General features: G+C 45.3%; 27 protein-coding genes and 1 pseudogene. 10 read left to right on the forward strand and 18 right to left on the reverse strand.

The features are described 5' to 3' along the window. Window positions 1-5 precede the first annotated feature (5 nt). From CBI30_RS03385 to CBI30_RS11270, 5 genes and pseudogenes are all read right to left on the reverse strand, one after another. Complete coding sequence (locus CBI30_RS03385) at window positions 6-1,352, reverse strand: efflux RND transporter periplasmic adaptor subunit (RefSeq protein ID WP_088526915.1); 1,347 nt, start codon at window positions 1,350-1,352, stop codon at window positions 6-8. Then, window positions 1,349-2,614, reverse strand: coding sequence for a TolC family protein (locus CBI30_RS03390; protein WP_161492264.1), 1,266 nt, complete (start codon window positions 2,612-2,614; stop codon window positions 1,349-1,351). Before CBI30_RS03390 ends, CBI30_RS03385 begins: the two co-directional genes overlap by 4 nt. A gap of 314 nt (window positions 2,615-2,928) precedes the next feature. Then, the gene (locus tag CBI30_RS03395; protein ID WP_088526917.1) at window positions 2,929-3,261 is read right to left on the reverse strand and encodes a hypothetical protein; all 333 of its coding nucleotides are present in this window, start codon (window positions 3,259-3,261) and stop codon (window positions 2,929-2,931) included. Window positions 3,262-3,416: 155 nt separating this feature from the next. Further along, window positions 3,417-3,926 carry a universal stress protein gene (locus CBI30_RS11265; RefSeq protein WP_276207142.1) on the reverse strand — a complete coding sequence of 170 codons (510 nt, stop codon included), beginning with the start codon at window positions 3,924-3,926 and terminating at the stop codon, window positions 3,417-3,419. Window positions 3,927-4,019: 93 nt separating this feature from the next. Continuing rightward, window positions 4,020-4,712 (reverse strand): annotated as a pseudogene (locus CBI30_RS11270) (TerC family protein); the annotation flags it as partial. A 100-nt stretch (window positions 4,713-4,812) separates the two neighbouring features. Here CBI30_RS11270 and CBI30_RS03405 point away from each other — a divergent pair. From CBI30_RS03405 to CBI30_RS03415, 3 genes are read left to right on the forward strand one after another with little or no spacing between them, the layout of a single operon-like run. Beyond that, window positions 4,813-5,694: a LysR family transcriptional regulator gene (locus CBI30_RS03405; protein WP_088526919.1), complete on the forward strand. Its 882-nt coding sequence runs from the start codon at window positions 4,813-4,815 to the stop codon at window positions 5,692-5,694. 34 nt (window positions 5,695-5,728) lie between these two features. Then, on the forward strand, window positions 5,729-6,697 hold the full coding sequence (locus CBI30_RS03410) for a sodium-dependent bicarbonate transport family permease (protein ID WP_088526920.1): 969 nt from the start codon (window positions 5,729-5,731) through the stop codon (window positions 6,695-6,697). Window positions 6,698-6,730: 33 nt separating this feature from the next. After that, window positions 6,731-7,573 (forward strand): DUF6671 family protein, encoded by an 843-nt coding sequence (locus CBI30_RS03415; protein WP_088526921.1) that lies wholly within the window; start codon window positions 6,731-6,733, stop codon window positions 7,571-7,573. A 23-nt stretch (window positions 7,574-7,596) separates the two neighbouring features. Here CBI30_RS03415 and CBI30_RS03420 read toward each other — a convergent pair whose 3' ends face one another. From CBI30_RS03420 to CBI30_RS03435, 4 genes are all read right to left on the reverse strand, one after another. Then, the gene (locus CBI30_RS03420; protein ID WP_088526922.1) at window positions 7,597-8,160 is read right to left on the reverse strand and encodes a phasin family protein; all 564 of its coding nucleotides are present in this window, start codon (window positions 8,158-8,160) and stop codon (window positions 7,597-7,599) included. A gap of 138 nt (window positions 8,161-8,298) precedes the next feature. Further along, window positions 8,299-9,117 carry a peptidylprolyl isomerase gene (locus tag CBI30_RS03425; protein ID WP_088526923.1) on the reverse strand — a complete coding sequence of 273 codons (819 nt, stop codon included), beginning with the start codon at window positions 9,115-9,117 and terminating at the stop codon, window positions 8,299-8,301. Between the two features lie 56 nt (window positions 9,118-9,173). After that, the gene (locus CBI30_RS03430; protein ID WP_161492265.1) at window positions 9,174-9,494 is read right to left on the reverse strand and encodes a hypothetical protein; all 321 of its coding nucleotides are present in this window, start codon (window positions 9,492-9,494) and stop codon (window positions 9,174-9,176) included. A gap of 16 nt (window positions 9,495-9,510) precedes the next feature. Continuing rightward, on the reverse strand, window positions 9,511-10,317 hold the full coding sequence (locus CBI30_RS03435; protein WP_240553481.1) for a sulfite exporter TauE/SafE family protein: 807 nt from the start codon (window positions 10,315-10,317) through the stop codon (window positions 9,511-9,513). Window positions 10,318-10,399: 82 nt separating this feature from the next. Here CBI30_RS03435 and CBI30_RS03440 point away from each other — a divergent pair, with 82 nt between their 5' ends. From CBI30_RS03440 to CBI30_RS03450, 3 genes are read left to right on the forward strand one after another with little or no spacing between them, the layout of a single operon-like run. Next, window positions 10,400-10,933: a GNAT family N-acetyltransferase gene (locus CBI30_RS03440; protein ID WP_088526925.1), complete on the forward strand. Its 534-nt coding sequence runs from the start codon at window positions 10,400-10,402 to the stop codon at window positions 10,931-10,933. A 2-nt stretch (window positions 10,934-10,935) separates the two neighbouring features. Beyond that, complete coding sequence (locus CBI30_RS03445; RefSeq protein WP_088526926.1) at window positions 10,936-11,481, forward strand: isochorismatase family protein; 546 nt, start codon at window positions 10,936-10,938, stop codon at window positions 11,479-11,481. A 55-nt stretch (window positions 11,482-11,536) separates the two neighbouring features. Beyond that, entirely contained in the window at window positions 11,537-11,755 is a 219-nt protein-coding gene (locus CBI30_RS03450) for a hypothetical protein (protein ID WP_088526927.1), read from the forward strand. A gap of 8 nt (window positions 11,756-11,763) precedes the next feature. On the opposite strand, the gene CBI30_RS03455 is transcribed toward CBI30_RS03450, so the two are convergent. Both CBI30_RS03455 and CBI30_RS03460 read right to left on the reverse strand, forming a co-directional pair. After that, a complete protein-coding gene (locus tag CBI30_RS03455) occupies window positions 11,764-12,066 on the reverse strand; it encodes a 4a-hydroxytetrahydrobiopterin dehydratase (RefSeq protein ID WP_088526928.1) in 303 nt (100 codons plus the stop codon). Next, a complete protein-coding gene (locus CBI30_RS03460; RefSeq protein ID WP_088526929.1) occupies window positions 12,059-12,793 on the reverse strand; it encodes a pseudouridine synthase in 735 nt (244 codons plus the stop codon). Before CBI30_RS03460 ends, CBI30_RS03455 begins: the two co-directional genes overlap by 8 nt. 103 nt (window positions 12,794-12,896) lie before the next feature. On the opposite strand from CBI30_RS03460, the gene CBI30_RS03465 reads away from it, so the two are divergent. Beyond that, window positions 12,897-13,436 carry a DUF2889 domain-containing protein gene (locus CBI30_RS03465; protein WP_088526930.1) on the forward strand — a complete coding sequence of 180 codons (540 nt, stop codon included), beginning with the start codon at window positions 12,897-12,899 and terminating at the stop codon, window positions 13,434-13,436. A gap of 6 nt (window positions 13,437-13,442) precedes the next feature. Here CBI30_RS03465 and CBI30_RS03470 read toward each other — a convergent pair whose 3' ends face one another. Continuing rightward, complete coding sequence (locus CBI30_RS03470) at window positions 13,443-14,213, reverse strand: SDR family NAD(P)-dependent oxidoreductase (protein WP_088526931.1); 771 nt, start codon at window positions 14,211-14,213, stop codon at window positions 13,443-13,445. 123 nt (window positions 14,214-14,336) lie between these two features. Between CBI30_RS03470 and CBI30_RS03475 the strand changes: the two genes are divergently transcribed. Next, on the forward strand, window positions 14,337-15,101 hold the full coding sequence (locus CBI30_RS03475) for a hypothetical protein (protein ID WP_088526932.1): 765 nt from the start codon (window positions 14,337-14,339) through the stop codon (window positions 15,099-15,101). Between the two features lie 8 nt (window positions 15,102-15,109). On the opposite strand, the gene CBI30_RS03480 is transcribed toward CBI30_RS03475, so the two are convergent. Genes CBI30_RS03480 through msrP form a run of 4 tightly spaced genes read right to left on the reverse strand, consistent with a single transcriptional unit; the run spans window position 15,110 to window position 18,209 of the window. Continuing rightward, on the reverse strand, window positions 15,110-16,048 hold the full coding sequence (locus CBI30_RS03480; protein WP_088526933.1) for an MBL fold metallo-hydrolase: 939 nt from the start codon (window positions 16,046-16,048) through the stop codon (window positions 15,110-15,112). Between the two features lies 1 nt (window position 16,049). Next, entirely contained in the window at window positions 16,050-16,625 is a 576-nt protein-coding gene (locus tag CBI30_RS03485; protein ID WP_206075547.1) for a lipocalin family protein, read from the reverse strand. A gap of 12 nt (window positions 16,626-16,637) precedes the next feature. Then, window positions 16,638-17,225: a protein-methionine-sulfoxide reductase heme-binding subunit MsrQ gene (locus CBI30_RS03490; RefSeq protein ID WP_088526934.1), complete on the reverse strand. Its 588-nt coding sequence runs from the start codon at window positions 17,223-17,225 to the stop codon at window positions 16,638-16,640. 21 nt (window positions 17,226-17,246) lie between these two features. Next, complete coding sequence (gene msrP, locus CBI30_RS03495; protein ID WP_088526935.1) at window positions 17,247-18,209, reverse strand: protein-methionine-sulfoxide reductase catalytic subunit MsrP; 963 nt, start codon at window positions 18,207-18,209, stop codon at window positions 17,247-17,249. 165 nt (window positions 18,210-18,374) lie between these two features. Here msrP and CBI30_RS03500 point away from each other — a divergent pair, with 165 nt between their 5' ends. After that, a complete protein-coding gene (locus CBI30_RS03500; RefSeq protein WP_088526936.1) occupies window positions 18,375-19,022 on the forward strand; it encodes an energy-coupling factor ABC transporter permease in 648 nt (215 codons plus the stop codon). Window positions 19,023-19,110: 88 nt separating this feature from the next. On the opposite strand, the gene CBI30_RS03505 is transcribed toward CBI30_RS03500, so the two are convergent. After that, a complete protein-coding gene (locus CBI30_RS03505) occupies window positions 19,111-21,345 on the reverse strand; it encodes an NADP-dependent isocitrate dehydrogenase (RefSeq protein ID WP_088526937.1) in 2,235 nt (744 codons plus the stop codon). Between the two features lie 250 nt (window positions 21,346-21,595). Between CBI30_RS03505 and CBI30_RS03510 the strand changes: the two genes are divergently transcribed. Beyond that, window positions 21,596-22,789, forward strand: a complete 1,194-nt coding sequence (locus CBI30_RS03510; RefSeq protein WP_088526938.1) for an MFS transporter — start codon at window positions 21,596-21,598, stop codon at window positions 22,787-22,789. Here CBI30_RS03510 and CBI30_RS03515 read toward each other — a convergent pair. Further along, window positions 22,786-23,802: a DUF6352 family protein gene (locus CBI30_RS03515; RefSeq protein WP_088526939.1), complete on the reverse strand. Its 1,017-nt coding sequence runs from the start codon at window positions 23,800-23,802 to the stop codon at window positions 22,786-22,788. The genes CBI30_RS03510 and CBI30_RS03515 overlap by 4 nt on opposite strands. Window positions 23,803-23,863 lie beyond the last annotated feature (61 nt).

A 23,863-nucleotide genomic window follows, 5' to 3' on the forward strand; every position in this document is an offset into this window, starting at 1 on the left:
GAAATCTATCCACCACTCAACTGCCGTTTACGCTCAGCGTTCAAATGAAATGCGCCATTCACAGCAATTTCTTGCCCCTCTTTGAGGCCAGAAATTACTGGGCGATAGCCCTTTCCTTCGGGGCCAAGCTTAACAACCACCATGCGATAAGTTTCATCATCCTCACGAATGAAAACATGATCATGATTATCTTCACGAATCACTGCGCTAGTTGGAACTAGCAACCTTTCTGTAGGCTGGCTTTCAATCATCATTGTTGCCAACATGCCAGGCTTAATTAGTCCTTCTTTGTTTGGGACTTCCATACGCACTACTACTGTGCGAGTCTGTGGATTAACGATGGAGTCTACGTGCGCAACAACGCCTTCAATTTCCGTGTTTCTTAAGGCAGGGATAATCAAGGTCACTTTCTGACCCTTATGAATCAAATAGGCATTGCTCTCGGGTATCTCTGAAACAGCCCATAAAGAACCTAAGTCAGCCACCGTAAAGAGCGCATCAGCGGGCTGGACAACCTGTCCCTTATTAATTTTTCTCTCAACAATTTCACCAGGGATGGTGGCGATCACATTATTCGTGGATTCGATCACGCCTGATTTTGCTAAACGATCAATGCTGGGTTGATCCATGCCTTGGACCTTAAGCTGATCATTAGCCGCGCGAAATTCCGCCTTTGCACTACTAGCTTCAGCTTCGCGCCGTTGCAACTCTGCTAAAGCAATCACATCCTCTTTGTACAAAATTCTTGCGCGATTAGCTGCTTGATCGGCTAACTGGCTAGCACTTTTCGCCTTCAAGAAAGATAGTTGAGATTGCGTTAATTCTGTAGAGATAATCTTCGCCAAAATATCGCCCTGCTTTACAACTTGTCCAGGAATAGCCAAAATTTCAGAAACGCGACCCGTTACATTTGCACCAATACGCGACAGAAAAAGTTCATTGAAATCAATTCGCCCAGAGGCGCGGAGCTCCTCAACAAAGGAGCGAGTAGTTACAGGTCCATCAGCGATCATGCTGCGTAGATCAGCATTGACAATCACCACATTGGGGTCCTGAACGGACTTAATGATTGGGCTACGATCAAATACATTGAAGTAATTCAGGATTATTAAAAACAAGCAGAACCAGGGAAAGTAAAACAAGCCTTTTTGAGCCCATTGAGGACTCTTATCGTATCGAGACGCCACCGCTGGAATGTGAGCAGTAAACCATTCATGGGTGTAGTTGTATAAATCATTTTGGGTTTTAATGATGATGGCAATCGAAGCCCGCGCATGGACTTTTGCCATTGCCATATAGCGGGAGTACAACTCCTTGAATTTGCCTACTGCTGCCATGAACTCTTGTTTCATTGCTTTCCACTCTCTATCTTTGCAATCCACTCTGGAGTTGCCCTTAAACGCTGTATCTCAGTAACGACTGAAGCCAAATCAAAGCGAGCCTTAATTAAATCGTTGCGAGCCACCCTAAATGTTCTTTGCGCATCCAAATACTCAAGCATTCCTCGCTCACCGTAGCGGTAAGAAACTTCCGCAATGCGTCGCGCACTCGATGCCAACTGAACCACGTCTTGATCTAGAATTTTTACCTGATAACTTGTCATCTGATAAAGCTTATAGGCTGTTTCTAACTGCTGCTCGAGGCTTTGGGTTTGGGCATTCAGTTGATTTTTAGCTCTAGACGCATTTGCCTCTGCCTCAGCTATCTGACCACCCTTAAAGTCCCAAATGGGAATACTCACCACTAATCCATAAAGACGATCAGTAAAGTTCGGATCGTTGTATTGCTGAGCTTTGAATGAGAGACGCGGTAAGCGGGAATTTTGCTCAAAACTCAACTTGGATTCGGTAGCCTCAACCTCCGCCTTAGCTCTTTGTAACTCAGGACTCTGAGCTTGCAACTCGCTCAATAGAATTGGCAAGGGGGGTAGCACTTCTATTTTTGGATTCTGGGAGACCACCTCATAGTCAGCAGGTAGCTGATAGCCAACCACCTGACGCAATTGACCTTTTGCCTGCTCAACTCTGAGTTTGCTCGATTCAGCATTAATCTGCGCATTCAGAAACTCAGTCTGTGCACGAATGAGTTCAAAGCGCGCGGTTTCACCAACCTCGTAACGAATTTGCATACGGTCACGAATTTGCTTTGTCAAACTCATATCTTCTTCGGCTGCTTTTAGCTCAGCCTCACGTCGCATTAATTCATAAAATCGTTGTTGAACTTTAGAAATTAATTCAATCTCAAAGGCAATACGGCCAGCCTCTGCGGCACGTGAATTTGCTTCAGCGGCATTTACTCGTGGGAAGCGCGTGTACGGCATATCCAGTGGTTGCGTTACAGACCACGATGAAACGTTACCCGTAGTGAGCGGTCCTGATGCGGATCTCTGTTGACCAGTATTCATTTCAAACTCAGGGTTTGGGATTGCACGTGCAGCGGAAAGCTGTCCCTTCACCGCCCTAGATTGATCTCTTGCCGCTAATACTTGTGGGCTGGCATCGAGTGCCAAAGTAATCAGCTCATTTACTGTTAGTGGCTTTTGACCCTGTGCACTTACCCCGCTTGCCAGCAAAGCGCAAACAAAGATCGGAAAAATGGTTTTCAAGCGATTCATTACAATAACTTTAGAGAATAACGAACAAATTTTATTATCTCGCGATACCAGTGCTAGAGCGTCTGAAAATCCCCAAATCAGGGCTGAGAGCCCAGATTTGCTGGATTTGCACAAGGATTGGGGCAATAAATTCAAAATATAACCATTTATAAAAATTAAATGGTCTTGCCTTGATGTTGACTCACCCTTATACCGAGCCCAAAGGCCGAATTGACGATATAAGGGACTCAGAAGACTGAGCAGGCTACTCCCCATAGGTGGATAACTCATTAAAGCATACTTATATTAAATAGACTTAATTACTAGTGAGTTACTCATACATAGACATGCTTTGAAAATCGTCCATATTTCTGACTCTTACGAAATGCCTTCTGCACCAGCTTATAGATTTTCTTAAGACACATCTCCAGAGCCATCCGCTGATCTCTAGCCGTCATGCTCACCTCGATTTGATGGTGATCAAATGTCTCCAAGCTAATCATGCAATTTTGATTGCAAGTAGTCCTCGACGACAAGACTGCAGAATACTGAATCTTGATTTTGCGCACCATCCAAAAAAGTCGCCTTAAGGAGAACTTCACCCGATTCTCTGTGAAGACTTTTAATTCTGACTCAACTTCTTCTCTAGCACCCAAGATCACATTCATTGACATCTCCTGTTTAAAATACAAGTTCAGAATAGATCACTCTTTATTCTCAATAAAGCAGAATTTAATTGACTTTAATTCAGTATTTATCTGAGTATTTTTGAGCAAAAAAAATGCCCTCGAGAAGAGGGCAAAAAGAGAACAGCTAGATAAAACTAATCAATTACCACGGCCATCAGTGCAGTAGCAGCACCAGCACCCAGCGCTGGAATGCCCCAACGCTCTATAGCGGGTATGGTTTTTCCAGTTACAACCTCGACCGGGATGTCACTGATTTCCAATAGCTTGGCAGTTGTAGAGTTTTCAAATAATCTACTGAGGGTGTTTTTCTTTGAGGTGCCAACTACAATGCGATCGCATCCAAGACGAATGGCCTCATCATAAATTGCGCTGCCCTTATCCCCAGACACATGGCTAAGGGAGAAGTTCATACCTTGCGCCTCAAGATAGGAAGCGGCGGATGCTGTAGCTAAAGTTGCCCGTTCAGCATGCCACTCATCAATCGTTTTCTTGCTTAAAAATTTACCGATGTGCGCATGCAAACTGAGCTGGACATTGCATAGATAGAAATGTGTACTAGGATCTTGTCCGTAAGTCCTCACAGCATGCTTTACTGCCATCTCTGAATTTTTTGAACCATCCACTGGAATCAGAATTTTATTCATTTTGTTTTCTCCAAAATTATGAGACTGCTCTGGTGAAACTACATTTGCAGACTCCGGACCTACAACCGAAGCGGCAATCAAGCCTTCAAGCGCACGTCTACTTTTAATAAAACCGCCAAATAAAACTCCCAATACGACTGCAACTTGAATAAGGTACTCCAAGGCTGGACTCTGAGATGCGAGCCATTCCTGGGAGATGGGCTCTGACGTCATCATTTTTGCTGCCGTCCATGCCAGGACACCAGCGCCTAAATAGGTAACCGAAGGGAAGCGCTCTACTAGCTTAAGTATTTGCGTGGACCCCCAAACCACCACCGGGATACTAATTAACAATCCAAGGACAACCAGCACATAGCTACCATGCGAAGCCCCCGCAACTGCTAAGACGTTATCGAGTCCCATGACTGCATCTGCAATCACAATGGTTTTCATCGCACCCCAAAATGTGGTTTTAGCATAACCATGCTCTTCACCATCTTCTGCCGGATTGAGTAAACGAAAGGCTATCCACACCAGTAGCAAGCCACCTATCAACATTAAACCGGGGATGTTTAGCAAATACACCACCAATAGGGTCATAGCGCTTCTGACTGCAATCGCACCTACTGCACCCCAAATAATGGCTTTCTTTTGCAAGTGTGCTGGCAGATTTCTGGCGGCCATCGCAATTACGATTGCGTTATCCCCCGCCAACACCAAGTCAATCACAATAATTGCCAATAATGCCGAAAAAAATTCTGGGCTAAATAGTTCCACCTTGATCTCCTCACTTAGGTAGCCACCCATGGAATTCCATGGATTTCTATAGGGCTAATTTAGGCAACTTTGCATTAAAGTAAAAGCAGAGATATATTGATAGTAATTTCGTAAAAAACTGATAATCACAATGCTCTATAACTATCGTCATCTTTACTATTTCTGGGTAGTAGCCAAAGAAGGCAGTATGTCTAAGGCTGCTGAACGCCTCAACATGGCAATTCAGACTATTAGCGCCCAGGTGCATGAATTAGAAAAATCTCTCGGGTACCTGCTATTTAAACCTGCGGGACGTGGCCTCGCCCTAACCGAGTCGGGATTTGCCGCCTTAGAAATTGCCGATCAAATCTTCCTCCTCGGAGAAAAGTTACCCGAAGCAGTCAGGGAGGCAGCTTCTTCGCCCAAAACCAAAATTACAGTTGGCGTGTCTGATGGCCTACCTAAACTCATCACTAAGCAACTTCTCGAGCCCATTCTAGAAAAAAATAATGTCCAGCTTATTGCTCATGAAGGTGAGTTTGAAGATCTTTTGGCAGATCTGGCGTTGCATCGACTTGACATTGTCTTGGCCGACCGGCCAGCACCAGCTAATAAAAATCTCCGCGTATATAGCGAAGAGTTAATCAAGTCATCGATCGCTTGGTTCGGACCCGCTAAAGTATTGAAGCGAACTAAGAAAGCTTTTCCCGAATGTCTCAATGAGCTACCTATTCTTTTGCCCACCGCTCATTCGAAGGTTCGCCACTTGATTGATCAGTGGTTTATACAAAATGGTATCAGCCCCAATATTGCTGGCGAGTTCGAGGATAGCGCCCTACTAAAAACCTTTGCAGCTAGTGGCTTAGGTGTATTTCCGGCCGGACAAAGCATTGCAAAAGATTTGAAGGAGACCTATCACATTGAAATGATTGGTAGCTGCAAAGAAATTTACGAATATTTCTACGCGATTCGTTCAGAAAAGAAAATTCAGCACCCATTGGTTGAAGCCATCATCAAGCGGCAAGCCATTTAGACAATCATTTAGACGCTGAAAGCAAAATTCAATAATGGCAAACTTTTTAGACCCAGCAATATTATTTTTTATATTTGGTGTATTTGCTGGAGCCGTCAAATCAAATTTAGAAATCCCACAGCCTATTTCTCGGTTTTTATCACTCTACCTACTGATGGCATTGGGTCTAAAGGGTGGATTTGCCCTACATAAATCCGGTTTTACAGTGGAAATTGCGCTCTCCCTTGGCCTCGCAATACTGCTAGCCATCTTTATTCCTTTGATTGGTTATCGAATCCTTAAAACCAAACTCAATACATTTGATGCCGCAGCAATTGCCGCCACCTACGGCTCTGTAAGTGCTGTGACTTTTATTACTGCTACCCAGTACTTGGATCAATTCAACATCACTTATGGTGGTCATATGGCTGCAGCCATGGCGCTCATGGAGTCTCCAGCGATCATCTTAGCGATTGTTTTGGCAAATAAAGCGCGATCCTCACATGCGGCTCAAACCAATGCAAAGATTGAGCCAATAGGCCTTTCAAAAATACTTCACGAGTCTTTTACAGATGGCGCACAACTACTATTACTTGGATCGATGGTGGTTGGACTGCTGAGCGGAGATGCTGGTCAAAAGTTAATGGCTCCGTTTTCTATAGACCTCTTTAAAGGAATGCTCGCATTTTTCCTATTAGATATGGGCTTAATGGCAGCGAGAAATATTAAGGGTCTAAAAGGCAAACCTCTCATTACCCTGCTCTATGCGATTGGCTCACCACTTTCACACGCCCTCATTGCTCTCGCTCTATGTAAGCTGGTTGGACTTCCGCTTGGCAATACTATTTTGCTGATGGTTCTTGCCTCAAGCGCCTCTTACATTGCCGTACCCGCTGTTTTACGCCACGCATTACCAGAGGTCAATCCAGCGCTATACATGGGAATGTCTTTGGGAATTACCTTCCCATTCAACATCATTTTAGGTATTCCCCTATATGCGATGCTGGCTAAAATCATCCTGTAAATACTGGACGTAATTCCAATAAGAGATATTCCAATGAATATTTTTTCCAATAGAACCGCAAGTGTTTTAACTAAGCATGGCAAAGAGCTTGTGCTAAATGAAGTCCTGAACTCCGCAACAGGCTTACAGGTTAATCTCACAAACGCCTACGACACCGATCTCCTGGGAACATTTACCCTAGATGTGTCCAGGCATGGCAGTCAATTTGATGCAGCAAGAAAAAAGGCTCAAATTGGCATGGAACTCCTAGGCACCGATTTAGGCCTTGGCAACGAAGGTGCGTTTGTCGCTGACCCATACACCGGGATGTTGCCGTGGAATATTGAATTAGTCATTCTGATTGACCAGAAACATCAACTTGAAATTTCCGGATTTTCAGGGGCGCCGGCTCAGAATGCTCATGCCTATGTTTGCCATTGGGAAGAGCTGGAAAAATTTGCAGATACTGCACTTTTCCCATCCCACCACCTCGTCATTAAACCAACAGACGAATATCACCCAAAGTCGGTAAAAAATATTACGGACAAACAGCAATTAAGAGATGCTTTTCAATGGGCCTCAAGCAACTCCTCAAAGGGCGTTGTTTATGTTGAAAATGACCTTAGAGCCTTTGCCAACCCAACCCGAATGAAGAATATCCGCCAGGCAACCATAGATCTTGCAAGCAAAATGAATTCACTATGTCCAGCATGCCGGATGCCCGGATATTGGATTGAGGATATCCAGCGTGGCCTACCCTGCAATGCCTGCGGCATGCCCACCGACCAAGAGATCGCCAAGAAATGGGGATGTCTCAAATGCGAACATAGTGACGTAGAGGGTATGAAGGTGCTTCGTTTTGCAAATCCCTCCCAGTGCAAGTACTGCAACCCATAATTAGGCGAGTTCGCTTATTTACGCTATTTCGTTTTTTTGGTTCTCGCACCATTAGTCTTCTGGGCGTCAGAAATATTACTCATGTTCTCAACACTTTTCTCAAAATTCACAAATGATTCCGCCATGGCCGCGCGTATCAATTCAAAATTTTGGAGCGCATTACTAAATGAACTTTTGAAAACCGAGGTGTAGGGCTCAGTTCCGGCAGGCGCATTTTGAGTTGCTTCATTCACAAAATGAATTAAGTCATGTTGCGATTCTTTGATCATTGACTCGGCAATTTTTGCCAGCTCTTTATTTCCACTGGCAAGTGCTTGAAAAAGTTCGGACTGATATCCTGCAACTTCTTTTGCAGCCTCTTGCAATACCTCGGCATGAACATCATCAAATACTGCCTTTGGATCTTGAGTCTTCATGAGTTCCGCAACTTTAGATTGCAGGCGTGAAGCAAGCTCCTGCGCGGCCCGTTGATTTAACTGAGCAATCGCCTGAGCGCTCGTTAATGCCACCTGGCCCACAGCCTTTGCTGCCTCAACTCCCTTGGTCTGATTTGCCATTGCACTTAAATCAAATGGATTCTTGCTCATTTCTGCCCCTTGTTCAATCAGTGATTATTAAATCTACTCCCGAATGAATAACATTCAGATAGAGAAATACCACTAGAAAGGGGTCCTGGAATGCAAAAGAGCGCCCTCAGGCGCTCTTTTAATGAATTGGCGTATGAATTAGCGAACGACGATGCTAGCACCCTGACGCAATTGAGACAGGTACTCAAACTGCTTTTTCTGCGTTAAGCCATTACGAATAGCTACTTTAGCCTGCTCAAAAGTCGGTGGTTTGCTCGACTTTTTGTCTTCCAGCTTAATCAAATACCAGCCCTGCGGCATTTGAATAGGTGCCGGGGAAACTTGACCCTTAGATAGTGTTACCAAAACGCTGGCAATCTGTGGCAAAGTTTGTCCCGCTTGAACCCAACCTACAGCGCCACCCTGCACTTTATTTGGCGCTAATGAAACGCTCTTGGCAACCTTGTCAAATGACTCGCCCTTTTTAATTCTGACTAAGGCAGCTTGTGCATCCGCTTCGCTAGCAACAGCAATATCACTGACCTTGTATTCCACGATCATGCCCTGCGCTCCCAAAGAAGCAATCTCACGGTTATATTCCGCCTGAACATCAGCATCACTCACCGGATTTTTTGACATGAAAGTTGACAGCTCTAGATCCGCTAAATAGTTTTGACGAATCAAAGCCAATTGGCGATTCGCTCTATCGGAGTTCGCAAGCCCATCTTTATCAGCCTGTTGCGACAAGAGTGAAATTTCAATCAACTTCCCTAGTACTGCAGAACGTAATTCTGGTGAATCTTTTTGACCCTGAGATAGTGCCGCCTGAATACCTTGCTCAACAGTGTCATTTGAAATAATCACCCCATTGACCGAAGCTGCAGCACTGACAGGCAATGCGTCTTGAGAATGGGCGGCAGTCACAAAGCCTAAGGCTATAACAGCACTTACAAGAAAGCGAATGGGAAATAATTTCATGAATAACTCTTTTCTAAAATATATAAGCAATACTAACATTTAGCCTCAAAACGCCCCTAGAAAGTGATCGTGGCAGGTATTGGCTCAAATGGCGCAGCTGATTCTGCGCCCTGGGCCTCAGCCTCTTCCTCGCCATCCGGGTTCTTAATGTAACGAGCATCTAAGGGCAACTGTGTCTTCGGCCTTGAAGGTACAGCCTCTAAATAGACTGGACCCGCAGGAGTCTCCATGGGCGCAATAGGTTGATTATTGAATTCTTGAATCTGCGCAGGAGTGTACGGAGAAAATATTTGCCCAATCGCAAGGTCGGGAAGTACAAAACCTAAGGCAATACTGAAAACATGAATCGCTCTGAACTGGGGTGGGGTATACATCATTCTCTCTTGGTTGCGCTTAAATAAGTAAGCCATCGGCAATTAATTTGATACTCGCCACCAATAAGCAGAATTGGACAATGATGTAATACCACTTGGCTGAAATCTTCTTAGCTAAATAAAATCCTAGATACACACCTAACGGTACCAAAGGTAGCAACAGTATTGAGGTTGCTAATTGATTGAAGTTGAGCAAATCAAGATAAGCGTAAGGTACAAGCTTGCCGAAATTCATAACAGTGAAGAATATGCCCAATGTTGATGTGTAGACTATTGGGGAGACTTTTTCCCTCAACATATAGATCGTAATGGGAGGGCCTCCAATGTGCGCAACAAAGGAAGTAAAGCCAGACAGGCAACCCATCAACCTTCCCAGCCACGGATAGGGCTTTGCTTCTTTAAGGTCAATACGGGACATCACCAAACTCTGGATTAGAAATAGTAAGGTAAATATACCGATTGAGAGGGATAACATTTGCGGAGTAATCAGGGAGAAAAATAAATAGCCCATCAGCATGCCAAGCGCGGCTGGCCAAAAAATGAGCTTGAGAATTCGCCTATCCGCACTAACCCAAAACCGGCGTAAGCCAAACAAGTCAATTGCAATCAATAGTGGTAATAAGATGGCCAAGGCTTCAGCAAGGCTAGATTGACTTGCCATCAACGGGGGTGCCAAAATACCAAGGCCGGCACCAAAGCCACTCTTCGATATACCCAAGATCACCACACTAATTGCAGCCAGCACAAAAAATAGGGCTGAATGCTCATTAAAGGCCTGAAGCAAAGAAATCATGGATGTGGCAATGCCGTAAAAGGAATAGCTCATTTTAGAGTCAAAAGTACTTTATGCGGATAGCTAAAAACGGTATCCTGAAGAATCAAGTCACAGGGGATCATTGCCCATCAATATGTCTACCCCATTTACCAATCAAAGCTACGCGCTAGGCAATGGTGACTCTTACCTCATTCGCCCCATTCAGGCCAACGACAAAGAGCGCATTATTGGGTTATTCAACCACCTTTCTCCTGAGAGCCGTTATCTCAGATTCGCTCACGCAATATCCAAGCTGCCTGATGATTTTTTAGAAGACATCCTGCACTTGGACTATGAAACAGAAATGGCCTTAGTTGCCGTCATTCACCCGCAAACTGAGTCCGAAGAAATCATTGGCATTTCACGCTATGTGACACCGCCTAATCAAAGCATTTGCGAGTTCTCCCTCAGTGTGAGTGATAGTTACACTACACATGGCATTGGCACACATTTAATGCTGGACCTGATCAGCCACGCAAAGAAAAACGGTTTATTAGAAATGGTGGGTTACGTATTAAGCGGTAACTCCAAAATGCTGCATCTCGTTTCTGATTTAGGGTTTAAGGCTTTTACGATTCACGATGATCCTGACTTTAAAACCGTCAGCCTTTCGCTATCAGAAGAATGACTATGAAAACATCAAACCAAATTGATTCACAAATCTCAGTCCTGATTTTGATTGATTTGCAAGAGCGCCTCATGCCAGCAATTGACCAAGGCGAAGGGGTGCTGAATAAATGCATCCGCACCGCCAAGATTGCCCAACTACTAAAGATTCCGATAATTGGCACGGAACAAAGTCCAGTTAGCCTTGGTAGCAACGTAGGGGCTATCAAGTCTTTATGTAGCAAAACCATAAGCAAGGAGCATTTCAATGCTTGCGCCGATGGCCTCATTGAGGCCCTACCCCAAAATCGCTGGCAATGCATTTTGATGGGGTGTGAGACCCATGTCTGCTTAATGCAAACAGCACTCAATCTCATGAATGGGGAATACGATGTTTCTGTGGTGGTAGATGGTGCTGGTTCGCGCCACGCACTTGATAAGCAAATTGCACTAGATCGACTCCAAATTGCGGGGGCCAGACTTATCAGCGCTGAGATGCTGGCTTTCGAGTGGCTAAAATCTGCCAAAAACCCAGTCTTTAAAGAAGTTCTTGCGCTGGTAAAGCAATAGGTCTGTGCTTGTAAGGCTTTATTTGCTATTCTGCTTCATCACCTAAAGGATTAATATGACTAACGACGCTCAAACACAAAACGACGAAGATTTTGACTATGGGTGCGAATGCGCCATGACGCTATTAAATGAGCCTACAGAAGATTGCTTAAATGATCTGATTGATGAGCTTGATGAAGATGGCATGATCTCCACTGAAGTGGTTTATGGCCTTCTGGCAACTATCCTGATGAGCATTACCTCTGAAGATGAAGAGGATGAGGAAATTCAGTAAGGTACTTGCTACTCCAAAATCTGCAGCGCAAATTGATCCATGGCATGTGCCATGGTGATATCTAAATCAGTCAATCCCCCCATCGAATGGGTGCTCAATCGAACTGATACCGTATTCCAAGAATTAGACCAATCAGGATGGTGACCTAACTTTTCTGCGAAGTTGGCACACAGCGTCATGAACTGAAAGGCGCTTTTAAAATCCTTAAATACAAATGTTCGACCTAGCTCTCGCTTACCCTGATTTACCTTCCATTCAGACAAGGTCTTGTCAAAATCAAAATCCTTTGCAAGCAGATTGGGCTTAGACAATTGAAACCTCCACACTTTTAGATAATTTTTGCAGATCCTCTGGGTAAAGCCAGCGCCACTCACCCTCAGCTAAATCAACAGGCATTACGTATTGCCCAATCTCAGTACGATGCAGCTTCGCAACATGATTACCTACTGCAGCCATCATCCGCTTCACTTGATGGTAACGACCTTCAACAATCGTCATTGCCAAAGTGTTCTCACTAAGCTGCTTGCAGGCGGTCGCAAAACAGGGTTTGGGATCATCATCCAGCACAACGCCCTTGAGTAAGTGATCCATCTGCTTTTGAGTAATGGGATCTGGCGTGGTGATCTCATAGACCTTGCCAATATTTTTCTTAGGAGTGGTCATCTTATGAATAAATTGACCATCATCTGAAATTAAAATTAAACCGGTCGTATCAAAATCTAGGCGACCCACGCATTGCAAGCCCCGCTCTACAAAAGGCTTTGGTAATAAGCTATAGACACTGGGATGATGCGTAGTCTTATGGGAGCACTCATAGTTTGGGGGTTTATTGAAGGCGATATAGGCTTTTTCATGGAACTCCCAATCTTGCCCCTCCACATTGAGCATTAAACCCTCAGCAGCAATTCGCTCTTCTGGGTCTGCCGCCAAAACCCCATTGACCTTGACTAGCTCGGCATAGACCAAATCACTGCAATAACGCCGAGTACCAAAGCCTTGGCTAAATAATATTTTTTCGAGCGAGATCGGTTTGGCCATATATGCTGCCGAGAATACTACAAAGCCGCCTTACTGAGCGACTGTGAAATGAAGTCGTTATCATTCACCCTTACCCCATATTAGTCACTTATTTATCGCCACCATGCTTTCCACCCCAGCACCTAGAAGCCCCTTACACACGCGTGAAATTACTTTTCAGGGCTTTGCCCGTGAGGATGGCCTATGGGACATTGAAGCGCATTTAAGGGACTTCAAATTCCACCCCTTCACTACCGGCGGGAAAACTTGGGAGCCGGGGCAAGCTTTTCACGATATGTGGGTTCGCATTACCGTGAATACTGAATTAATTATTCAAACCATTGAAGTGGCAATGGATAGCCACCCCCACCCCGAATGCCCACAAGTGATACCCCCGATGGATGCGCTCATTGGGGCACGCCTTGGTAAAGGTTGGCGCAAAACAATCAATGAACATCTCGGCGGCATTAAGGGGTGCACGCACCTACGTGAGCTACTAAGCAATATTGCTACAGCTGCTTTTCAGTCTATCCCTGGAGCGCTATTTGATCCGGATGATACTAAGCCGCCACTCTATTTAGGAACCTGTAAATCTTGGGACTTTGACGGGCCCGTAGTATTGCGCGTCTATCCCAAGTTTTACAAATGGAAACCGACGATCTAGACTTTTCTAAAAATCGCCGCGGTGAACATTGAAAGCACTAAAGGCCTGCTGAACTGGCATTAGCTCTACTAAATTAATATTCATGTGGCTTGGTAAATTGGCGGACCAGTAAATAGCCTCTGCTACATCATCAGCACTCAATGCTTTAACGCCGCTATAGACTTTGCCTGCCTTATCGTCATCCCCCTTAAAGCGCACATTCGAAAATTCCGTACCAGAGCACATGCCTGGCTCAACGCAAGTGACACGTACCGGGGTTCCAATTAGATCCGCTCTTAAATTCAAACTAAACTGCTGCACAAACGCTTTAGTTCCACCATACACATTGCCACCTGGGTAGGGATAACTGGCTGCTACAGAGCCTAGATTAATCACATGGCCGCATTTACGCTCAACCATTCTCGGCAAGAAAGCGCGAGTCATATGAACCAATCCCTTGATATTGGTATCAATCATCTGATCCCAATCAGAGAGAAATGCTTTATGTGCCGGCTCTAAACCCAAAGCCAAGCCAGCGTTATTGACGAGCACGGTTACGTTAGCAAATTCCGCTGGCAGGGTTGCAGCAAGATCATCAACCTTCGCGCTATCGCAAACATCTACAGCTAGAGTCAGTAATTTTTTCTGTTGCTCTGCAGGAAGGGAGTCCTTCAAAGCCTTCAAGCGCTCCACCCTTCTCCCTAGAGCAATAACCTGATGACCATGCGCCAGAAAGCGACGGGCAGTAGCCTCACCAAATCCAGCGGTTGCGCCGGTTACTAAAACGGTATGTTCCATATTCTTTCTACTTATTTTTTGTAATTGACAGAGTCATTTAATATTAATGCCTCTATGACATTCTTGCGGATTATTGCCCATCTTCTGATCCCACTAGCTCTTCTGGGGTCCACGGGAATAGCTATGGCCGATGAAAGTAAGTTTTCGGGTGGGTTTTTAAACCTTGAGAAATCCTCTGATCAGCAATCAAGTCAAAGAGTGCTTGAATTTTGGGGGTATCACAACACCTTTGGAGAGCAAACCCAAAGTGATACTCTGAAGTTGCGTTACTACCAACCCCTACAGTTCGACCAATGGCGCGGCACCATGAGGTTGGACACCTCCTATGTATCCACTTATGGGCCCGCCCTCCCAGAGCAGTCTTCCGGTACCTATAACGCCGGCAACACAATGCTCACCGTCTGGGGAAACCATCCTAGCATTCTAAAAAATTGGGAAGGCACATTAGGGGGTCGAATTGTCTTTCCATTTGGCAATTATGGGCAATGGGCAGCCGGCCCTCAAATAGGCACTGTTTATATACCTCGCAATGGAAGCGATTCGCGTCTATCCGACTTTTCACCGCTCTTGCGATATATGTATGGATTTGCTAGTAAGGGAAACTCTTTTGCCAACAATCCCAACCAGCCACCTTTAGCTCGCAATCTCAATATCTACCCAACACTGGGATTTAATATTCTGCCAGATACGCAAATTCGGTTGTGGGATGAAAACGGCATCACCTGGAACACGGGTGGCGGTGGGGGCTGGTTTGTACCCCTTGATGCTATGGTGACCCATCGCCTTAATAAACACTTCTTATTCGCGGTAGGGGCCAGTAAGCAAGTAGTTCAAAGCTATCCCGTTTACGACTGGTCTTTTTACGGAAAGCTCTCGTTTAATTTTTGATCTAGTGCTTAGTCAAGATTAAGGAGGTGATCTTGCTCAATGACTGCAGCCTTAGATTTCACCAATGCCTGCGGCAACCACGCCTCAAAATCTTCAACCGTCATATTAAGCTGCTGACGAACATTCTCTAAGGCTGGGGTAGCCCTAATCCATTGATGCACCGCTTTAATCTCCCTACTACGCCATTCCAAGAGTTTGTACTTGAGGAGGACCTTAGCGCCGTGACGCGCATTGCGATCGGCATCGCTTGAGAGGTAATCGAGTCGAGACTTCGCAATCTCAATCGACTTTTTTACGTCTGTAAAAGGCTTTCCGTGCCCTGGAATCACTAAAGCAACTGGGAGCCGCTCAATCAACTCCAATGTCTGTGCCACCTCCTCAAAACCACCCTCACCCCAGAGCTCAGGGAAGATCACGCCAAAACCTTCTTCCCAAAGCGCATCTGCTGAGATCAAGATTTGATGCTGCTCTTGATACAGCATCATTGAATGGTTATCGTGGCCTGGAGCCGACAGAATTTGCCAGCGGTAAGTGCCCAACAGAATTTCTTCACCCGATACCAGCACACCTTGATGAGCAAATCTTGGGCAATCTTGTCCCAGCTGTTGAAAGCTGAGCAAATCCTGATCCCAATTCCGAACCGCGATTGCCTCAGCTTCTGGTATCCAGATCTCACAATCAAAATTCTTCGATAAGGCTGCATTGCCACCGCAATGATCTGAGTGCAAATGGGTGTTCACTACTTTGCTTAAGCTTGATAAGCCATATTGCTTCAGCGCATTCGAAACCAGGTCAACGGTGAGCCGCTCATGTGCGCAATACCCAGTATCTACTAGCGAAACATCTTCATTGCCATAGAGAAAAATATTATTTGCTGACAACCATCCACGCTCAAAGATATCAATTCCGAGTGGCAGGATATAGCCACCAATCTGTTTAGCTGTCATGCTAATTTTTTTGAGAAGTCAGCTCAAGTTTTCGCACATCGAACTGCTGCTGCTTCAAGCGCAGCAATAGGTCTTCATAGACCTTGGGATCCAACTGAGGGGTTCTGGATAGCACCCAGAGATATTCTCTTCTAGGATCGCTCACTGCCGCTACCTGGTACTGCGGATCCAAATCAATCACCCAATAGTCACCCCAGACTAAAGGAAGAAATGAAAGCCACTCTGGGGCAAAACGCACTTCCAGTCTAGGTGAGTCTTTGGCGCCAATCTGGCGAGCTGCACCCTCCGCTTCTGAAGTCTCTCCATTAGCAGTTTTACAGCTATTGAGGACTCGAAGGTTGCCATCAGGCTTGGCTGTATATACCGCCTTAGTATTACCAACGCATTTTTTCTGAAACCAATTCGGGAACTTGGCAATTTCATACCAAGTGCCTAGGTAGCGAGGCACATCTAATGCGGCAATGGTCTTGACGGTCTGATCTGCCTGCTGTGCACTAACTTGGGACGCACCAATAAAAATGAGCAAGAAGCCCAATATAGAAAGTAGCAAAGTACGAGTATGTATAAAAAGGGTCATCAGATAAGTGATTTAAGTATTAGAGCGCTTGCTCAAAATCTTGCGTATATAGGGAATCCTACAACATAACAGCAAGGTCAAGATGGCCGCATAAATACTCACGGTATCGAGATCGTTCTTTCCTGCCTTATGCCACCAGTAGTGCAGGATCGCAGTGCAGGCAATAAGATAAATGATGCGATGCAATTGCGCCCAGCGGCGCCCAAGCTTTTTCTGCGCCCAATGGGTGGAAGTAAGGGCTAATGGAATCAGTAAGACAAAACTGATAAAGCCCATCGTAATGAATGGGCGCTTCACCACATCTTTGAACATTGCCCCCAGATCAAAATCTTGATCCAACCAAAGCCAAATTCCGAAATGAATGCAGGCATAGAAAAAACTGAATAAGCCCAACATCCTGCGATACCGAATCCAAGCAACTGAATTACCAATCAAACGTAGCGGCGTCATCGCTAGAGTGAGGCACAAGAAGACAAGCGCCCAAGTTCCGGTTGAGCGCGTAATGAACTCAATCGGATTAGCACTTAAATCATCCGTCAGACCAAGCCAAATTAATCGATCCAGCGGTAAGAGCGCTAGAAAAAAAATAATTATTTTCATGAACGCTTTATTTCATTGTCCTCAATAGAGCTTCTTGAGATCCATTCCCGCATACATACTCGCCACTTGATCGCCATAGCCATTAAACATTTCTGTTTTGATCTTAGGAGCGAAAATCCCTTTAGAGTCACCAATTCGGCGCTCGGTAGCCTGACTCCAACGTGGATGATCTACCAAAGGATTTACGTTGGAATAAAAACCGTATTCACGGGGGGCAATCCTCCCCCAACTGGTTTTAGGCATCTCTTCTGTCAAACGAATTTTGACAATCGACTTAGCACTCTTAAAACCATACTTCCAAGGAACCACAATGCGTACTGGGGCGCCATTTTGCTTTGGCAACATTTCGCCATACAGACCAAAGGTCAGCAGCGTCAGTGGGTTCATTGCCTCATCTAAACGCAAACCTTCACGGTAAGGCCAGTCAATAATATTATCCCCAAGTCCCGGCATCTGTTTTTTATCTGCCAAGGAAATAAATTCCACATACTTTGCTGAACCGAGTGGCTGAACATAATTTAAGAGCTTTGATAAAGAGTAGCCATCCCAAGGAATTACCATCGACCAACCCTCAACACAACGCATACGGTAGATGCGCTCTTCCATCGGAGCTAACTTTAATAATGCGTCGATATCCAGGGTGACAGGCTTTTTTACCAAGCCTTCAATGCTCACCGTCCAAGGCCGCGTTTGGAGGGTATGGGCATAAGCAGCTGGATCAGATTTATCGGTTCCAAATTCATAAAAGTTGTTATAGGTAGTCACGTACTTATAGCTAGTGAGCTCATCTTTTGTCATAAAAGCAGGGTTTGGAGTAGCGACCAACTTCTGCGGATTTGCTGCCATAGCTTCACGAGCAAACCAAGGGGCTAAAGCACATCCAAATGCCCCTGCTGCTGCAGACTTAATTAATTCACGGCGATTCTCAAAAACAGTTTTAGGGGTGATTTCTTGAGAAAGTCGCTTTGGGTCATTTGTAAACATTTCAATATCTCGTTGATGGACGTCAAACTACATAATGGATATGAGTCATTCTCCTACGCCTCAGGATTTATTGCTGAACTATGCTCCAGGCAATAGGGTTAAATCCGATACCCAAAGGCTACATTACGAAGTTAAATATTGCTTTTAGCCCCTTGAGAGATGAATATGGCTTGGATTTTCTTGGCATGCGCCATTTTCTTATTAGGCGTCTTTAAAAGTCGGGACGGCGTCCTTTTACAACCCCGACTGCGGAATCTTTTTATTTCCTGCATCCTCCTATTGGCCATTGCTTGGAATATTCGTGCCCACATGCCCAATAACAATCTCCAGAACTTTATTGATTTATCGTTCCACTTTTTTGGCGCCTCTCTTCTAGTGGCTCTTTTTGGATTCTGGAGTGCCATCACCCTGCTCTTTATCGTTGCTTTAGCGGGTATTTTTACTTTCAGCGGAGATTTGGTAGAGGCCACCAGTCACTACATCATGGTGAGTGTGATTCCAGCAATCTTTGCCTATCTAGTTATTCGAGCGGTAAATCGATTTTTGCCAAAGCATTTTTTCGTTCTTATTTTAGGTAACGGCTACCTTGCAGGCTTTATCAGCACATTCGCAACCGGCATACTGATTTATGGATTACAGCAAATTTTTCAAATTAACTCATTCGGAACCAGCGATCCTTTAGGCTGGTTTTTGGGCTTGATCGTCCTCTCCTTTATGGAGGGCTCACTCTCAGGCATGTTGCTAGCGATTCTTTTGGTGTACAGACCGCAATGGGTCAGCACTTATCAGGAAGAGCACTATATGAATGCTTAAGCATTTCAGTTATGTATAAGAAAAAAGGCAAACCGTTCATTTGGTTTGCCTTTTTTGTGAAGCTAACTCAACTTAAGATATTGCTGATTTAAGCTACCGCTGTTTTCAAGATGTCATTAAGCGTAGTGCTTGGACACATCACTGCTTTGAACTTGGCTTGATCAGGCATGAAGTAGCCGCCGATATCAGCTGGCTTACCTTGTACTGCTTTGAACTCAGCAACAATCTTTTGCTCGTTATCAGTCAAAGCTTTGGCAATCGGAGCAAAGTGGGCTTGCAATTCCTTATCTTCAGTTTGCGCAGCTAAAGCTTGGGCCCAGTACATCGCCAAGTAAAACTGGCTACCACGGTTATCCAACTCACCAGTTCGTGGTGATGGTGACTTATTGTTCTCCAACAATGTGCCAGTGGCTTCATCTAGAGTGCGAGCCAATATTTTTACTTTTGGATTATTAGTTTTATCACCGATGTCTTCCAAAGAAACGGCCAAGGCCAAGAACTCACCCAAGGAATCCCAACGCAAATGATTCTCTTCAACCAACTGCTGAACATGCTTAGGAGCAGAGCCGCCTGCGCCAGTTTCGAAGAGGCCGCCACCTGCCATCAAAGGCACGATAGACAACATCTTGGCGCTGGTACCGAGTTCCATAATAGGGAACAAATCAGTGAGGTAATCCCGCAAAATATTACCAGTTACGGAGATCGTATCCTTGCCACGAATCACGCGCTCTAATGTGAATCGCATTGCACGAGTCTGTGACATGATCTGAATATCCACGCCATTTAAGTCGTAATCCTTCAGGTAGGTTTGAACCTTTTTGATCAACTCAGCTTCGTGTGGGCGGTACTCATCCAACCAGAACACTGCTGGAGTCTGAGAAAGACGTGCGCGGTTGACTGCCAACTTCACCCAGTCACGAATCGGAGCATCCTTAACCTGGCACATGCGCCAGATATCACCCTCTTCGACATTCTGCTCGAGTAATACCGTGCCATCATCAGCAACAATACGGGCTACACCAGCTTCAGCGATCTCAAAAGTCTTGTCATGTGAACCGTACTCTTCCGCCTGTTGAGCCATCAAGCCTACGTTGGGTACAGTACCCATCGTCGTTGGATCAAAGTTACCGTGAGTCTTACAGAAGTTAATCATCTCTTGGTAAATACGGGCGAAGGTACTTTCTGGAATCACTGCCTTAGTGTCATGTAAACGACCATCCGCACCCCACATCTTGCCGCCTACACGAATCATCGCTGGCATAGATGCATCAACGATTACATCGCTTGGTGAATGAAGGTTGGTAATGCCTTTGGCAGAGTCAACCATTGCTAATGCAGGGCGGTGCTCATGGCAAGCATGTAAATCATGGATGATTTCTTCGCGCTTAGACTCTGGCAAGGTTTTGATCTTGTCGTACAAGCTGCTCATACCGTTATTGGCATTCACGCCCAACTCTTCAAACAACTTGGCATGCTTTTCAAATGCGTCTTTGTAGAAAATCTTGACAGCGTGACCAAACACGATAGGGTGTGACACCTTCATCATGGTGGCCTTGACGTGCAAGGACAACATCATGCCGCTCTTGTAAGCATCTTCGATTTCTTTTTCATAGAACTCGCAGAGTGCTTTTTTACTCATGTACATGCTGTCAATAATTTCACCAGCCAGTAAAGAGATTTTAGGCTTCAGGACAACAGTCTTGCCACTCTTGGTCACCAAGTCCATCTTGACATCACATGCCTTGGTCAAGGTGATTGACTTTTCACCAGCGTAGAAGTCACCACCGTGCATATGGGATACGTGCGTACGGGAAGCTTGGCTCCACTCACCCATGGAATGTGGGTTCTTACGGGCATAACGCTTTACAGCATTTGGCGCACGGCGATCAGAGTTACCTTCGCGTAATACTGGGTTTACTGCGCTACCCAAACATTTGGAATAACGAGTGCGAATGGCGTTTTCAGCATCGTTTTTAGGGTCATCTGGAAAGTCAGGAAGCTGGTAGCCCTTAGCTTGCAATTCTTTAATTGCGGCGAGCAACTGAGGCACTGAAGCGCTGATGTTGGGTAATTTAATAATATTGGTGTCTGGCAACAAAGTCATGCGACCTAGCTCAGCCAAATTATCGGGAACCTTCTGCTCGGCAGTTAAGTAATCAGAGAACTCTGACAAGATGCGTGCCGCAACAGAAATGTCGCTCGTCACAATCTGCACTCCAGCTGGCGCTGTAAAAGTACGAACGATTGGCAAAAATGCACAGGTTGCCAATGATGGCGCTTCGTCTGTCAGCGTGTAAATGATCTTTGATTTCTCTGAAGCCATTGATGTTTCCTCGATATTGATAAATATTAGGGCTCGGTCTACACCGAGTCTCTCTCGTATTCCGCACGCCACACTTCAGGCGCTTTTGACTGTCTTTTGTGTAATTTCACGCACTGGACCGAGAGATCTATTTTAAATCATCAACCCCAGTAATTTAAGAGGATTTAGGCGCCAAAGTGGTCGAAGTGGGTCAATTTAAGGGATTCCACCAAGCTACCCCCCTTCCTGGTTAGACCGTAAACTGCAGTACATGATCAACAAGCACCCTTTACTCAATAAGAATCTTTTACTGTTGATCCTCTGTCAGGGCCTATTTCTGACTAATAACGTGACTTTTATAGCGATTAATGGTCTGGTTGGCCTGAGCCTCAGTCCAGTCGCGTGGATGGCTACATTGCCCGTTATGGGCTATGTCGTGGGAGCAGCCTTTTCAACCTCGATTGTTGCCAAAACCCAAAATTACTTTGGTCGTAAGATTTCTTTCCAGCTTGGCCTCTTGGTGGCGGTCTTTTCAGCCCTACTCTGCGCCTATGCCGCCCTTTCCAGAAACTTCTGGCTCCTCGTATTGGGTACCTTCATCGCTGGCTATTACAGCGCCAATGGGCAGCTCTATCGATTTGCTGCCGCTGAGCTGACCATTGCCAGCCAAAGAGATAAAGCCGTCTCATGGGTCTTGGCTGGTGGCATCCTCGGCGCGGTCATTGGACCCAACCTTGCCTCTTGGACTCAGAATCTATTTGATACCGCTTTCTTGGGCGCTTACCTCGCGCTCTCGGCAGCCGGCTTGCTTGGCATCATTGTGATGCAATACATCCACTTCCCGGAAGAATTCAAAACCAAACACTCCCTATCAGCTGGCAGAGATCTCAAAACGATCTTGAAGCAACCCGTTTTTATGGTTGCCGTGATTGGAGCCTCTTTGGGTTATGGCGTCATGAATCTACTCATGGCTGCGACTCCACTGGCTATGCAAATCTGCGGTTTGCCATTTTCCGATACCGCACTAGTACTAGAGTGGCATGTGATTGGTATGTTTGCGCCCGGATTTTTTACGGGATCATTGATTCAGCGCTTTGGCGCACCCAAGATTATGGGTGTTGGTGTTGTTCTGAATATTCTTTGTATTGCAATAGCTTTAACCGGCGTCGATTTTCATCAATTTCTCATTGCGCTATTTTTATTAGGCGTCGGATGGAACTTTTTATTCACCGGTTCCACCTCATTAGCAATGACGGCCTACCGGCCGGAAGAGCGTGATAAAGCCCAGGCAGCGATTAACTTCTTTGTCTTTGGCACCATGGCCTTTACTTCATTTGGGTCGGGCGCACTAATTACCTCTCAAGGCTGGAACATTCTTAATCTAGGATCGCTACTTCCCGTCGCTGTTACAGCAGGCACCCTACTTTGGCTTAGTGCTCAAAAAAGAAAAGCATCCAAGGTTTAAGACGTTTTAGCCAAAGGTAAATTGAATAAGAGGTTTTGCGGTTTGAGTTTTAACTGCTTCTCATCGTTCATCGCAATACCCATATATACGGGCTTTCCGAGCTGGGCTTGAGCGACAGCGGCCTCATCGATAAAGTCTAGGCGGAACAAGCAAATGATTTTCTCTAATTCATCCGCCTCTACCGCTTCCTTGTTGTATAGTTTATTCAAAATATCTGTTGAAGCTGCATCAAGACCAACATGCCAAGACCATTTTGGATCAGTAATTTGCTGCATTGGAGTAATGCGCACTTGCACACCTAAAAAGTGCTGCACCCACTTCTCTAGCGCACGACAAAAATGATTGATTGGGGGCTGGCCAAAGTTCAGCTGGACTGCAAAATCGTGGCCCTCATCTTTATCCCAATATAGATCCGCATTTTCCTCATGCAAGACATCCAAATCAATCGAGCGCATTGACATCGAATTGCCTTTGAGCAAATCCATGATGTTGCCCGTCTCTCCTGCCTGAGCATTGCGAGTAACTATCTCATCATCTGCACTCATAACAACCCCGTCCTCAAGCACGCTAATTTTTTGCGTCCTAAAAAAGAGCTCACCCATACGAGCATCTAACGGATGGCAACTCTCACCCAAAATATGTCTGATGAAAATTTGAGCCAACTGCGAGATAAACAAAGGGGGCACATCTACGCCATCGCCTTTAAATAAGCCCATATAGAAGTTTTCTAAAGAGCTAGCAGCCAATAACTTAGTCCGGTATCGAAGCCAAACCTGATAGTTCACCTGAATATCTAGATCGGCCATTGCAGTAATTTCTTCATCGGCAACCACGGCGCGAGGATTTTCACTTAAACGCTGGTGTAAGGCACGCTCAACATCGCAAGATTCAGGAACGAGATTTAACTCAGGGCGCAATAAATAAGTGCCCAGAAATTCGTCAGTTACCAGCAATTGATTATCCGCACCCACAGCAAGGGTTTTATAAGCAGAATGGGGCCAAAAGTTTGTCATGTTGGTTTGCTCGAACAAAAAGAGAAAGCTCAGAATATACTAGCCCTTCAATTTCAGCCAA

This window comes from Polynucleobacter aenigmaticus, assembly GCF_002206635.1.
Taxonomy (GTDB): domain Bacteria; phylum Pseudomonadota; class Gammaproteobacteria; order Burkholderiales; family Burkholderiaceae; genus Polynucleobacter; species Polynucleobacter aenigmaticus.